Raw genomic sequence first — 13,289 nt, 5'->3', positions numbered from 1 at the left:
GTTTCGGCTTTCCCGCTCGTTTAAGCACCCCGCTGTGACACCGTTTTTCCTGTCGACGCTTTCTCCCCGTCGACAGTTTCTTCCACCGACAGTACCATGACCTGCCTTTTTTATGATGAGTCGAGTTATGCGCGTTTTACTGGCCCCGATGGAAGGGGTGCTGGATTCCCTGGTACGGGAATTACTCACCGAAGTGAATGATTACGATCTGTGCATCACCGAATTTTTGCGGGTGGTGGATAGCCGTCTGCCGGTAAAAGCGTTTTATCGCCTGTGTCCGGAATTGCGCCACGGTAGTCGTACCCCGTCCGGTACCCGGGTTCGGGTACAGTTACTCGGCCAGTACCCGCAGTGGCTGGCAGAAAATGCCGCCAGGGCGGTGGAGCTTGGCTCCTGGGGGGTTGATCTCAACTGTGGTTGTCCATCGAAACTGGTCAACGGCAGTGGCGGCGGTGCCACCTTGCTCAAAGACCCCGAGTTGATCTATCAGGCCGCCAAAGCGATGCGTGACGCGGTGCCGTTATCGCTGCCGGTGACGGTAAAAGTGCGCTTAGGCTGGGATTCTGGCGATCGCCAGTTTGAAATTGCCGATGCGGTAGCGCAGGCGGGAGCCAGTGAACTGGTGGTGCATGGGCGCACGAAAGAGGATGGCTATCGGGCTGAACGCATCAATTGGGCGGCGATAGGGGACATTCGCCAACGCCTGAATATTCCCGTTATCGCCAACGGAGAAATTTGGGACTGGCAAAGCGCACAGGATTGTATGGCCGTGACCGGTTGTGATGCGGTGATGATTGGCCGGGGCGCGCTCAATGTGCCTAACCTGAGCCGGGTCATCAAGTATCGTGAGGCACGTATGCCGTGGTCGGAGGTCGTGCAATTGCTACAGAAATACGTGCGGCTGGAGAAGCAAGGCGACACCGGTTTGTATCACGTTGCGCGTATCAAACAGTGGCTGGGCTATCTGCGTAAAGAGTATGACGACGCCAGCGAGCTGTTCAGCCAGATTCGTGCGCTGACGACCTCGGCTGATATTGCGCGGGTTATCAACGGTATCCGGTAACAGTATCCGCTAAGCGATACCTTGCTGTGCCATCCTGTGCGTCGTAACCTGAGAGTCGTATCTGTTCTGTTCATCCATTGACATGAAAGGCGTGAGGTTGTGCATGTTATCCGGATTCAATCATCTGACATTATCGGTGTGCGATTTACCGCGCAGCCTGGCGTTCTACCATCATCTGCTGGGGTTGCGACTGGAGGCTGAGTGGGCGACAGGGGCGTATCTGTCATTACCGGGATTATGGCTTTGCTTGTCACTGGAGCCGACGCGTAGCGATATCGCCGCGGGCTATACCCACTACGCATTCAGCCTTTCTGCCGATAATTTTCCGTTGTTTTGCCAGCGTCTGCGTGATGCGGGCGTTACAGAGTGGAAAGATAACCATAGCGAAGGCGACTCGCTCTATTTTCTCGACCCGGACGGTCACCAACTGGAGGCTCACGTCGGTGATTTGGCGTCACGGCTGGCGCGCTGCCGTCAGGCCCCTTATCGTGCGATGACGTTTTATTCGTGATGATTTACCCTAGATGCTTTATTCGCGAAGCTGGGCGGTGAAAAGAAAATTTACAACAATATCTCTTCCTAATCGGCAAAATGCGGGATAGCAGATTGAATTATTATGCTTTCGTATCTATACATGAGTATCGAAAAGCAAGATTTGTAATAATGACGTGGTGAAATAGAGAAAATAGTGATGAAAAACATCACGATCCATATGGGGGCGTTAAGCAGGATTCGTGGTTAAGTGGGGTATGGGGTAAGTGAAAAACAGCGACTGGCTTTTATCGTTATGATAACCGGTAACCGTAGATCGCCTGACGTAATGAGATTCATTTTGCCAGCCAGCCATGATGGAAAATGGAAGACTGGTTTTTCTGGTAAGGAATAGATGGCGTTTCTGTTTAATCCGTTCTCTTTTTTCAGCATGGTGAACGCACACTGTGCTTTTTGCTTGTGGTGCTTATTTCAGCACATCATGCCAATGAAGGCTGGCGCAACTCACGCGTCGTTATCCGGAGCAATATCCGGGTGATACGATTCCAGATAGGTAGAGTGCAGGACGGTTGTCGGCGTGATAATTGAGAACCATGAGCTATACCGCTGACCTGACAGCCTGAATAAAAGTTAGCATAATAATCTATCTGATGAGTAATATTACATAAGCTGATCGTCTGTTGTCCTGCTTGTAGGTATTTGCCAAATAAAGAGACGTGTCAGAGAGAACCGATAAGCGGAGAAAAAAAGTGCACGAGCATTTCAGAGGGAAATATGAAGTTGAATTGAAATTTCGTATTCAGGATATTATCGCTTTTCGTGAAAAATTATTCAGCCATCATCCTGAGTCGTTCGTATTCGAAAATAAGGAACATGATATTTATTATGATTCAGCGGAAAAGAAACTGGGGCAACAAAATATCAGTATGTTGTTACGCCGCATGGCACCATCCGGGATTAAGCTGTGGATTGTGAAAGGTCCGCGTACCGGCCGTTGTGAGGCCGTCAACGTGGAGTCATTCGATATGACAGACAGCATGCTGAGAACGCTGGGGTTTTTGCCTATCTTTGAAGTGAATAAAACCCGTAGTATCTATTTTCTCGACCGGTTTCACATCACGCTGGATTATATTGAGTCGTTGGGCCATTTCGTCGAGATATCCTGCATGACAGAAGACGAGACGGAACTGGATATTCTGGGTGAACATTGTCAGGATTGTGCATTACGGCTTGGGTTACAGATGGACAGCATCGAAACCCGCTCCTACCGTCAACTACTGGGATATTAGGTGGCATCACCCAATAGCGTGTGACACCACCTGTTCCACGAGCCGGGACTATCAGCCCCTATCGCCCTTGTCTTTATCGGTGGTGACGTCGTTGTTGGAGGCGGCGTTGTCGCCGTAATATAGCGTACCGATGCGGATGATATCGCGGCCCTGTGCCTTGCGGTGTTTATTGGTATCACGCAGCGAGTAGATACAACCGCAGTATTCCTGTTGGTAGAAACGCTCCCGTTTGCTGATGTCAATCATGCGGGCTGAGCCACCGCCTTTACGCCAGTTGTAGTCCCAGTAAGTCATGCCCGGGTAGCGGCTGGCGGCAGTGACACCACACTGATTGATCTGTTGCATGTTCTTCCAGCGCGAAATACCCAGTGAACTGGAGATAACCGAAAAACCGTGCTCATGCGCGTACAACGCGGTGCGCTCAAAACGCATGTCGAAACACATGGTGCAGCGAATACCGCGTTCCGGCTCCCATTCCATGCCTTTAGCGCGTTCAAACCAGTTATCGGTGTCGTAATCCGCATCGACGAAAGGAATGCCTTGTTTTTCGGCAAAACGCATGTTCTCTTCTTTACGGATCAGATATTCGCGTTGTGGGTGAATATTCGGGTTATAAAAGAAAATGGTGTACTGAATGCCAGACGCGGTGATAGCTTCCATCACTTCGCCTGAACACGGTGCGCAGCAGGAGTGCAGCAACAGGTTGTCAGCCTGATTAGGCAGTGTCAGCAATGGGCGTTGAACGCCGGTGCGCGGTTCATTGCCGGTGGAGTGATCCTTATTGGTAGATTGTTCCTTTTGGGGTAAGTGTTCCTTGTCAGACACAGCGTCATCCTTATCTTCATGGGTACATCAGCGGTGGGCAGTATCGGTTATCCACTTGTCGATGACAACCGGCCACCAGTTGGGAAACGGCTGTCAAACTTTGTCACAAAGCTTTTAAGACAGGCGGAGTGCGTGCGATCCGTCGGCGCATTATAATGCGTCGTTCTTTTTTTTCAGTTAACAGTACACTGTTTAAGCTATTGAATAATGAATAAAAAATTTCGGCTTTCTGTTGTAAGCCTGCTGTTGCTTTCCGCCCCTGTGTGTTTTGCAGCACAGGCCGTGGCTAAAACACCTGTGACACAGCATGCCCCATCCCGTCAGGAGATTGCCTCCGGCAGTGCGATGGTGGTGGATATGCGTAATAACGAGGTGCTCTATTCCAGTAATCCAGATGTGGTCGTACCGATTGCCTCTGTGACGAAACTGATGACCGCCATGGTGGTGCTGGATGCCAATCAGCCGCTGGACGAGCTGATTTCCGTTGATATCAGTCATACCAAAGAGATGCAAGGGGTGTATTCCCGCGTGCGTCTGGGCAGTGAAATTAGTCGCCACGATATGCTGTTGCTGGCGTTGATGTCGTCGGAAAACCGTGCTGCCGCTAGCCTGGCGCATCACTATCGTGGCGGGTATCAAGCGTTTATCACCGCGATGAACGCCAAAGCGCGTTCGCTTGGCATGATGCATACCTACTATGTTGAACCGACTGGGCTATCAACCAGTAATGTGTCTACCGCACGTGATTTGACGAAGTTGCTGATTGCGTCCAAACAGTATCCGCTGTTAAGCCAACTCAGTACCACGCATGAAAAAACTGCCGTGTTTACGCACCCGTCGTACACGTTGCCGTTTCGTAACACCAACCATCTGATTTATCGCCCGGACTGGAATATTCAGTTGACCAAGACCGGTTTTACCAATCAGGCAGGCCACTGTCTGGTGATGCGTACGGTGATCGGCGGACGTCCGGTGTCACTGGTGGTATTGGATGCGTTTGGCAAATTCACCCATTTTGCCGATGCCAATCGCCTGCGTAACTGGCTGGAAACGGGGAAAGTGAGCCCGGTACCGGAAGCGGCGCTGAGCTACAAGAAGCAGAAGTCACTGGCGTCACGCCAGCCGCATGGCAGCGGAGCTGGCGTCACTGCTGAGGTAGATGAATAACCGTCGGATAAGGGCGGTGTTACGATACCGCCCGTTGGTCCTGAACTATCCGGCCTGATGCCACAATTTCCTCTTCGTGGCCGGGTTCGCGCCAGGTTTCTGCCAGTGCCTGCTGGTACCATAACTGCATCGCCGGTTGTGCCAGCATGTGGCTGGCATACTGTGCCGCCGCGCCCGTTAGCGGCAGTGCGTAGGTTTGTGCCCGGAATACTACCGGGGCGAAAAACGCGTCAACGGCACTGAACTGCGCTCCTGCCAGAAACGGCCCGCCAAATCGTTCTATCCCTTCCTGCCACAATTGATTGAGCCGGTCGATATCGCGTTGCAATTCTACGGTGATAGCATAAAGTTCCACCCGCACGCCGCAACTCATCGAGCACTGGTTACGCAAGGCGTTAAAACCGGAATGCATTTCCGCTGCCGCGCTGCGAGCCCAGGCACGGGCCGCCTTGTCGTGCGGCCATACCGCAGGAACGTCCTCCGCCAGATATTCGGTAATAGACAGCGAATCCCAGACGGTGATGCCATCGTCAACCAGACAAGGGACTTTGCCGGTCGGTGAGAACGTTTTGAATGCCGTCTGGACGGGGGCGGGGGCAAACGGGGTCAGGATCTCTTCAAACGGGATATCCATCGTTTTCAGCAGGATCCACGGGCGCAGCGACCAGGACGAATAGTTTTTATTGGCGATGTGCAACTGATACATGTCTTCCTCCGTGGGGGATATAACGATGGGCGGTGTCGTTTTAGATGTATCACGAAATCAGCAACATGGCACTGACCGATTAACCCGTCCCTCGGTTCAGGCTAACAGCACGTGAGCGCAAACCGCCTGCAATGCCGGAAAGTCGGCATTACTGCTGCTGCCACTGTCGGTAATCAGCAGGTCGATATCCGTGGGAGCGGCGTAGATAACGCGGCTGGTAACGCCAATCTTGCTGTGATCCGCTAGCATGATGCGCTGTCTGGCGTTGCGAGACATCGCTCCGGCAATTGCCGCTTCATGGTGGGAAAAGCTGCTGGCACCGGACTGGCTGGCAATGCCGACCGGCGAGAGCAGTGCGATATCAGCCCGATAACGCTGGATTTCCGTCACCGTCAGAGCACCGCTGGTGGCCTGTGCGGCCACGCCCATGTGGCCACCGAGCAGAATGACCTCATGTGGTGCATGCTCGTCGGTTTCTGCGGCGGTGAGTGTCAGCGCGACGTTCAAACTATTGGTAATAATGGTCATGCCGGGAAGTACCAGCAATTCCGCAGCCAGCAAGGTGGTGGTGCTGCCTGCATCAATAAATAATGTCTGGCCTGCTTTTACCTGCTGCGCCGCCAGTTGGGCAATCGCCCGTTTCTCCTGTTCCCTGACTGTGTTGCGAACGGATAGCGGTGGCTCCGGCTCAGCATTCGTCGCGACGATACCGCCATGAACCCGACGCAACACCCCCTGAGCCTCCAGCTTGAGCACATCGCGCCGCACGGTTTCCCGCGACACACCAAGATGCTGAATGATGTGGTCGGTACTGACCCGGTTGAGGGACGACAGCAGCAGGCGGATACGGTGCAGACGGGTTTCTTCAAGCATGAGCAGGCATTCTCTCGGTCAGGATGACAATCGCCGTCATTATAACGATAAGGCGGCAGAGTGGCAGGAGCAACAGAGGGTTGGTCTGTTTGTGTAATTTTGTGCATTTAAGCATAGCAGGTGTCACTGTATTGGCAATGGTCTTCTGGAAAATCAAGTCAATTGCGTATATTTATTTGTTTTTAATTGATTAATTCCTTTTTTATTACAAAGGATGATATTGCGTGATAAAGCGTTGGGTCGCGGTCTTTTTAGGCGTGAGGTTTGCGTTTTTATCGTGCGTATTTTTGTATTTGTGTATTTTGTTGCTTTTGGTGTAGGGTAGTATTCATCAGGCGGCACCGGAGAGCCGGTAGCCATCACGCGTTGGCACATTACTTTTAATCGGGAGTCATCATGGCGACACGTTCAACCATCATGGATACCAACAGCTTCCGGGCTGAACACGCAGCAGCATTGAGCGACGATATCCGCACACTGACCGAAAAACGCGGCAGGGTGCTGGGGGAGTCTTACCGGCTGTTCTACCGTAACCCGGTGCATCTGGTGCGTGGCGAGAAGCAATACCTGTGGGATGCGGCGGGTAACCAGTATCTGGATGTATACAACAACGTCGCCAGTATCGGCCATTGCCATCCGGCGGTGATTGAGGCGGTACACGCACAGATGTGCCAGCTCAACACGCACACCCGCTACCTGCATGACCGTATTCTGGATTACACCGAAGAGTTGCTGACGCTGGTGCCAGCGGCTATCACCAAGGCGATGTACATGTGTACCGGCTCGGAAGCCAACGATCTGGCGATTCGCGTAGCGCGCGCTTACAGCGGTGGCACCGGGATTATCGTCACTCGCGAGGCGTATCACGGCACTAGTGAGCTCACGTCCGGTGCGTCGCCAGCGCTGGGTAGCGGTCAGCCGATTGCGGCAACGACGCGTCTGGTCCCCGCGCCGGATCGCTATCGTGTCGAGGCACCGGATTTGGGGGCCTGGTTTGCGAATGAAATTCAGAAACAGATCGATGACATGGCCGCGCACGGCATCAAGTTTGCCGGCTTCCTCGCCGATTCGATTTTCTCCTCTGACGGCGTGTTGCCGGGGCCAGCGGGTTACCTGCAAGCCGCTATCGATGTGGTCCATGCCAACGGCGGCATTTTTATCGCCGACGAAGTACAACCTGGGTTTGCCCGTACCGGTGACGCGTTCTGGGGTTTTGCCCGCCACGGTATCGTGCCGGATATCATCACGATGGGGAAACCGATGGGAAATGGCATTCCGGTCTCGGCGTTGCTGGCGAAACCCGATGTGCTGGCGGCATTCAGCGATGAAATTCCCTATTTCAATACCTTTGGCGGTAACCCGGTATCGATGGCGGCGGCGCAAGCCGTACTGACGGTGATCCGTGAAGAGAAATTGCAGGAGCACAGCAAGGTCGTCGGTGCCCAGTTACTGAAAGAACTGGCAGGGCTGGCGGATCGTCATGCCTGTGTGGGCGATGTTCGCGGTGCCGGGTTGTTTATCGGTTTTGAACTGGTGAGCGACCGTGATAACAAAACGCCAGACAAAACGCGCGCGTTGAACGTGATAGAACAGCTGCGTGAGCAGCACGTGCTGACCTCGGTCGCCGGTCCACATGGCAACGTGCTGAAATTGCGTCCGACGCTGGCATTTCAGGCGCATGATATCGACTGGCTGGTCGGCGCGCTGGATAAGGCGCTGAGCGCCACCGGCTCCTGATTGTTGCGGTATGCGATGCCGATTGCCTGGCGATAGCTGGCCTGAGCGAGTGCCAGTGCGTCTGCACGGTGTGTGATTCCTCCCCAGCCCTTGTGTTGTGTCACACCGTTGGCGGGAAAATGCGTGATAGTCATTTTTCCGCTGGCGGTTTTATGGCACATTAGCCGCCTGGTTAACCACACACTCATCGGGCAGCGTGTCGCACCCTAACTGGCAACTGCACAAGGAATTCGCAATAACAATGAAATGGTTTACTCCACTGGCGCTGGCGGTCGGTCTGGCCTGTAGCCCGCTGTGGGCGCAAACGCCCCAGCAACAGACAACTGCGCCACAGGCAACGCCCGCTCACCAGCAACAGCGCGATACTTTCGTTAACGACTTAATGAAAAAAATGACGCTGGATGAAAAGATTGGCCAGCTTCGTTTGATCAGTGTCGGTCCGGATAACCCGAAACAGGCCATCCGCGAAATGATCCGCAACGGTCAGGTCGGTGGGATTTTCAACACCGTCACCCGACAGGATATTCGCGTGATGCAGGATCAGGTGATGCAGTTAAGTCGCCTGAAAATTCCGCTGTTTTTCGCTTATGACGTGGTGCACGGTCAGCGTACCGTTTTCCCCATCGGGTTAGGGCTGGCTTCCAGTTGGGACATGAATGCCGTCGAACTGTCGGCAAAAATAGCGGCGTATGAAGCCACCGAAGACGGCCTGAACATGACCTGGGCACCGATGGTGGATATCACCCGCGATCCGCGTTGGGGCCGTGTTTCCGAAGGTTTTGGTGAAGATACCTATCTGACCAGTGAAATCGCGCGCGTGATGGTAAAAGGTTTTCAGGGGGATGACCTGTACGGCCGTCACTCGCTGATGACCAGCGTCAAACATTATGCGTTGTATGGCGCGGCAGAAGGCGGGCGTGATTACAACACCGTCGACATGAGCCCGCAGCGCATGTTCCAGGAGTATATGCCGCCGTATAAAGCCGCGATTGATGCCGGTAGCTACGGTGTGATGGCATCGCTCAACTCCATCAACGGTGTACCGGCGACCGCCAACCGCTGGTTGCTCAAAGATGTGTTACGTGACCAGTGGCATTTCAAAGGTATTACTATCAGCGACCACGGCGCTATCAAAGAGCTGATCAAGCATGGTGTGGCGGCAGATCCGAGTGATGCTTCGCGCATTGCGGTGCAATCCGGTATCGGTATGAGCATGAGCGACGAGTATTTCGCGCGTTACCTGCCGGATCTGGTGAAGCGCGGTGTGGTCAGCATGAAAGATATCGATGATGCCTGCCGTCAGGTGCTGAACATGAAATATGACATGGGCCTGTTCGAAGACCCGTATCGTCACCTTGGCCCGGCCGGTTCTGACCCGGTGGATACCAATGCCGAAAGCCGGTTACACCGTGAAGAAGCACGTGATGTGGCGCGCCGCAGTCTGGTGCTGCTGAAAAACCGTCTGGGTATTCTGCCGCTGAAGAAATCCGGTACCATCGCGGTTGTCGGCCCGCTGGCTGACAGTAAGCGCGACATCATCGGCAGTTGGTCTGCTGCCGGGCGTCCGGCACAGGCGGTGACCGTGTATGAAGGCATTCGTAAAGCCGTCGGGTATAACGCCCGGGTTTACTACGCTAAAGGGTCAAACATCACCAATCATCCGGGGTTGATCAAATTCCTCAATGAATACGATGAATCCGTGGTGGTGGACCCGCGCTCGCCGCAGGCAATGATTGATGAAGCGGTCGATGTGGCGAAGAAATCTGACGTGGTGATCGCGGTCGTGGGGGAATCCCAGGGGATGGCGCATGAAGCCTCCAGCCGGGCCAAAATCACCATTCCGCCGGAACAGAAAGCGCTGATTGCCGCGTTGAAAGCAACGGGTAAACCGTTGGTGCTGGTGCTGATGAATGGCCGTCCGTTGGATCTGAGCCGTGAAGATCAGCAGGCGAACGCGATACTGGAAACCTGGTTTAGTGGTACCGAAGGGGGGAACGCCATCGCCGATGTGCTGTTTGGTGATTACAACCCGTCGGGTAAACTGCCGATGACCTTCCCGCGCTCCGTGGGACAAATCCCAATGTACTACAGCCATTTGCCAACCGGTCGGCCGTATTCAGCTGACGCGCCCAACAAATACACCTCGCACTATTTTGACGAGGCTAACGGGCCGCTGTATGCGTTCGGTTATGGCTTGAGTTACACCACCTTTGCGGTATCGGACGTGGTGCTCTCCAGCCCGACAATGAAACGTAACGGCAGTATTACCGCGTCGGTGACGATCACCAATACCGGTAAACGGGCTGGCGAAACCGTGGCACAGCTGTATCTGCATGATGTGGTGGCGTCGGTTAGCCGTCCGGTGAAAGAACTGCGTGGTTTCCAGAAGGTGATGTTGATGCCGGGTGAAAGCCGCACCGTGACATTTACCCTGTCGCCGAAAGATCTGATGTTCTACAACGCACAGATGCAGCAGGTAGCGGAACCGGGCAAGTTTGACGTGATGATTGGGCTGGATTCCCAGCGTGTGAAAACCAGCAGCTTTACCTTGCTGTAAATGCCGACAGGTTTAGCCCGTCAAGGGTGACAGAAGACGGCCCCTGCGATGTAGGCAGGGGCCTGACAGGAAACCGGCTGCACGGCAACAGGCGGCCGGGACTGACCGGTTCGGCGTTAGCCACCGTGCACGATAATAATATACCCCACCAGCATCACACCGCCGATGCCGCCTAACGCGCACAACGCAAACAGGCTGACGACCCCCAGTTTTTTGATATTCATCCGGTTATCCTTTTGTTACGCCCCGGTAATGGTGACGTTCCGGCGATTATAGAGACTCCGCTATCGGATACAAGCCAGCTGCGCGTGTTGATACCAATCCGTTACAGGGCTGATAAATGTGACAACGTCACAAAATCACGATATCACAATACACAGCATCAAAACTGTGCTTGCTGACGTTGCCGTTGGTCTGTGGGACAATACCCGCCAGATTGAACGACAGTGAGATGGCATGACCCTGACCCCCGCGTTAAAGCAGCAGATTGGCGAATGGTATAAAGCGCTGCAACAGCAAATTCCTGATTTTGTCTCCCGTGCGCCGCAGCGTCAGATGATAGCCGAGGTAGCGAAAGCGCTGGCAGGGGACTACCCGCGTCATCTGGTGATTGAAGCGCCGACGGGTGTGGGTAAAACCTTGTCGTATCTGATCCCCGGCATTGCCGTTGGCCGCGTTGAGCTGAAAACGCTGGTCGTCAGCACCGCCAACGTGGCGTTGCAGGATCAGATCTTCAACAAAGATTTGCCGCTGTTGCGCCAGTTCATTCCGGAGCTGAAATTCACGGCGGCGTTTGGTCGTGGGCGCTATGTGTGCCCGCGTAATCTGGCGGCGATGGCGACCGAGGCTTCAGCGCAGGGCGATTTGATGCTGTTTATGGATGACCACTTGCCATCCAGCCGTGAAGAGCAAACCACCAGCGCCCGGTTGCAACAGGCGTTGCAAAGCTACGCCTGGGATGGGTTGCGTGACCACTGTCAGGAGTCTATCGATGATGCATTATGGCAACGCCTGAGTACCGATAAAGCTAACTGTTTGGGGCGTAATTGCCATTATTACCGCGAGTGCCCGTTCTTTCTCGCCCGCCGGGAAATTGAAGACGCCGATGTGGTGGTGACGAACCACGCGCTGGTGATGGCGGCGATGGAGAGCGATTCAGTATTACCGCAGGCAAAGAACATGCTACTGGTGCTGGATGAAGGTCACCATGTGCCGGATGTGGCGCGCGATGCGCTGGAGATGTCCGGCGAAGTGACGGTCAGCGCGGTACAACATCAAATGGATCAATTGATTCAGCAGGTAGGGATTTGTCTGGCGCAGTTCCCGCCCAAGTCGTCACCCCGATTGATGCAACCGGATAGGCTGGGTGAGCATTGCGGTGAAATCCGTGAACAGTTGCAACTGTTCGATCGCCTGAGCAGCCTGTTTCTGCCTGCAGCCCAACCCGATGCCGATTACCGTTTCCCGATGGGGGAATTGCCAGACGAGATGCGCGAGTGCTGCAATCGGTTGTTCAAACTGACGGATAGCCTGCGCGGTCTGGCGGAGTATCTGTTAAACGACCTGGCGGAAAAAACCGGTAAGCATGACGTCGTGAAGTTACACCAGGCGATGCTGCGTATCAGTCGACTCAACGGCTATTGGGAGGCGCAAAGCAAGCTATGGCGATTGGCCGCGTTGGAGAAATCCTCTAATGCGCCGGTGTCGAAATGGTTGCAACGGGAACGGCGTGATAACCAGTTGCACCTGTATTTCCACTGCGCGGGCATTCGCGTGTGCGACCAGTTGGACCGATTACTGTGGCGTAATTTGTCGCATGTGGTGGTCACCTCGGCGACATTGCGTTCGCTCAACAGCTTTTCCCGCTTGAAAGAGCTATCCGGGTTGGATGAAGAAGAGGGCGATACCTTTATCGCGCTGGATTCACCGTTCAATCACCGAGATCAGGGTAAGCTGGTGATCCCGCAGATGCGTCATGAACCGCTGATTGCGCAGGAAGCGGAACATATCGCCGAGATGGCGCGCTTTTTTCGCGCGGAACTGCAGCGCGACGTGCATAAAGGCATGCTGATGTTGTTCGCCAGCCAGCGTGCCATGCAGCAATTTCTGACCGAGGTGCCGGACCTGCGGCTGATGTTGCTGGTGCAGGGCGACCAACCGCGTTACCGGCTGGTGGAATTGCACCGTCAGCGGGTACAGCAAGGGCAGACCAGCGTGTTGATTGGCTTGCAGTCTTTCGCCGAAGGGTTGGATCTCAAGGGCGAATTGCTCTCGCAGGTGCACATCCACAAGATTGCCTTTCCGCCGATCGACAGCCCGCTCATTCTGACGGAAGGCGAGTGGCTGAAAAGTCTCAAACGTCACCCTTTTGTGGTACAAAGCTTGCCGAGTGCGTCCTTTAGCCTGATCCAACAAGTCGGGCGATTGATTCGTAGCCATGATTGTTTTGGTGAAATCGTCATCTACGACCGTCGCTTGTTGACCAAAGGCTACGGTGCCCAATTACTGGCGGCGCTGCCCGTTTTTCCTATCGAACAGCGTGCGATGCCCGATGATAAGTCGCTTGCGGTTTCAACGTAA

General features: G+C 54.2%; 11 protein-coding genes. 7 read left to right on the top strand and 4 right to left on the bottom strand.

The window, feature by feature from the left end:
• Nucleotides 1–127: 127 nt before the first annotated feature.
• The 3 genes from dusC to cyaB all read left to right on the top strand — a co-directional run bounded on the left by dusC (nucleotide 128) and on the right by cyaB (nucleotide 2,844).
• Complete coding sequence (gene dusC, locus FGI04_RS10250) at nucleotides 128–1,063, top strand: tRNA dihydrouridine(16) synthase DusC (RefSeq protein WP_407336677.1); 936 nt, start codon at nucleotides 128–130, stop codon at nucleotides 1,061–1,063.
• Nucleotides 1,064–1,166: 103 nt separating this feature from the next.
• On the top strand, nucleotides 1,167–1,574 hold the full coding sequence (gene fos / locus FGI04_RS10245; protein ID WP_407273598.1) for a fosfomycin resistance glutathione transferase: 408 nt from the start codon (nucleotides 1,167–1,169) through the stop codon (nucleotides 1,572–1,574).
• Nucleotides 1,575–2,304: 730 nt separating this feature from the next.
• Entirely contained in the window at nucleotides 2,305–2,844 is a 540-nt protein-coding gene (gene cyaB / locus FGI04_RS10240; protein ID WP_012885110.1) for a class IV adenylate cyclase, read from the top strand.
• 51 nt (nucleotides 2,845–2,895) lie between these two features.
• Here the strand turns inward: cyaB and FGI04_RS10235 are convergent, their stop codons facing one another.
• Nucleotides 2,896–3,576, bottom strand: coding sequence for an epoxyqueuosine reductase QueH (locus FGI04_RS10235; RefSeq protein WP_342700664.1), 681 nt, complete (start codon nucleotides 3,574–3,576; stop codon nucleotides 2,896–2,898).
• 300 nt (nucleotides 3,577–3,876) lie between these two features.
• On the opposite strand from FGI04_RS10235, the gene pbpG reads away from it, so the two are divergent.
• Nucleotides 3,877–4,836 (top strand): D-alanyl-D-alanine endopeptidase, encoded by a 960-nt coding sequence (pbpG, locus tag FGI04_RS10230; RefSeq protein WP_016942597.1) that lies wholly within the window; start codon nucleotides 3,877–3,879, stop codon nucleotides 4,834–4,836.
• Nucleotides 4,837–4,855: 19 nt separating this feature from the next.
• Here the strand turns inward: pbpG and FGI04_RS10225 are convergent, their stop codons facing one another.
• Both FGI04_RS10225 and FGI04_RS10220 read right to left on the bottom strand, forming a co-directional pair.
• Nucleotides 4,856–5,542 carry a glutathione S-transferase family protein gene (locus FGI04_RS10225; RefSeq protein ID WP_407336676.1) on the bottom strand — a complete coding sequence of 229 codons (687 nt, stop codon included), beginning with the start codon at nucleotides 5,540–5,542 and terminating at the stop codon, nucleotides 4,856–4,858.
• Nucleotides 5,543–5,638: 96 nt separating this feature from the next.
• Entirely contained in the window at nucleotides 5,639–6,415 is a 777-nt protein-coding gene (locus FGI04_RS10220) for a DeoR/GlpR family DNA-binding transcription regulator (RefSeq protein ID WP_407273595.1), read from the bottom strand.
• Between the two features lie 396 nt (nucleotides 6,416–6,811).
• On the opposite strand from FGI04_RS10220, the gene FGI04_RS10215 reads away from it, so the two are divergent.
• Nucleotides 6,812–8,152, top strand: coding sequence for an aspartate aminotransferase family protein (locus tag FGI04_RS10215; protein WP_342700546.1), 1,341 nt, complete (start codon nucleotides 6,812–6,814; stop codon nucleotides 8,150–8,152).
• Between the two features lie 241 nt (nucleotides 8,153–8,393).
• Nucleotides 8,394–10,709 (top strand): beta-glucosidase BglX, encoded by a 2,316-nt coding sequence (gene bglX, locus FGI04_RS10210; RefSeq protein ID WP_342700547.1) that lies wholly within the window; start codon nucleotides 8,394–8,396, stop codon nucleotides 10,707–10,709.
• A 116-nt stretch (nucleotides 10,710–10,825) separates the two neighbouring features.
• Here bglX and FGI04_RS10205 read toward each other — a convergent pair whose 3' ends face one another.
• Nucleotides 10,826–10,933, bottom strand: a complete 108-nt coding sequence (locus FGI04_RS10205; protein ID WP_012770198.1) for a YohO family small membrane protein — start codon at nucleotides 10,931–10,933, stop codon at nucleotides 10,826–10,828.
• Nucleotides 10,934–11,165: 232 nt separating this feature from the next.
• On the opposite strand from FGI04_RS10205, the gene dinG reads away from it, so the two are divergent.
• Nucleotides 11,166–13,289, top strand: coding sequence for an ATP-dependent DNA helicase DinG (gene dinG, locus FGI04_RS10200; protein ID WP_342700548.1), 2,124 nt, complete (start codon nucleotides 11,166–11,168; stop codon nucleotides 13,287–13,289).

The sequence above is a fragment of the Dickeya ananatis genome (genome assembly GCF_019464615.1).
GTDB classification, from domain to species: Bacteria; Pseudomonadota; Gammaproteobacteria; order Enterobacterales; family Enterobacteriaceae; genus Dickeya; species Dickeya oryzae.
The sequence above is the reverse complement of the archived record's forward strand: the minus strand, read 5'-3'. Positions and strand labels throughout refer to the sequence as shown.

Coding starts and splice junctions, on each gene's coding strand:
- dusC (WP_407336677.1), top strand. CDS start 128: ATGCGCGTTTTACTGGCCCCGATGGAAGGGGTGCTGGATTCCCTGGTA.
- fos (WP_407273598.1), top strand. CDS start 1,167: ATGTTATCCGGATTCAATCATCTGACATTATCGGTGTGCGATTTACCG.
- pbpG (WP_016942597.1), top strand. CDS start 3,877: ATGAATAAAAAATTTCGGCTTTCTGTTGTAAGCCTGCTGTTGCTTTCC.
- FGI04_RS10225 (WP_407336676.1), bottom strand. CDS start 5,542: ATGTATCAGTTGCACATCGCCAATAAAAACTATTCGTCCTGGTCGCTG.
- FGI04_RS10220 (WP_407273595.1), bottom strand. CDS start 6,415: ATGCTTGAAGAAACCCGTCTGCACCGTATCCGCCTGCTGCTGTCGTCC.
- FGI04_RS10215 (WP_342700546.1), top strand. CDS start 6,812: ATGGCGACACGTTCAACCATCATGGATACCAACAGCTTCCGGGCTGAA.
- bglX (WP_342700547.1), top strand. CDS start 8,394: ATGAAATGGTTTACTCCACTGGCGCTGGCGGTCGGTCTGGCCTGTAGC.
- FGI04_RS10205 (WP_012770198.1), bottom strand. CDS start 10,933: ATGAATATCAAAAAACTGGGGGTCGTCAGCCTGTTTGCGTTGTGCGCG.
- dinG (WP_342700548.1), top strand. CDS start 11,166: ATGACCCTGACCCCCGCGTTAAAGCAGCAGATTGGCGAATGGTATAAA.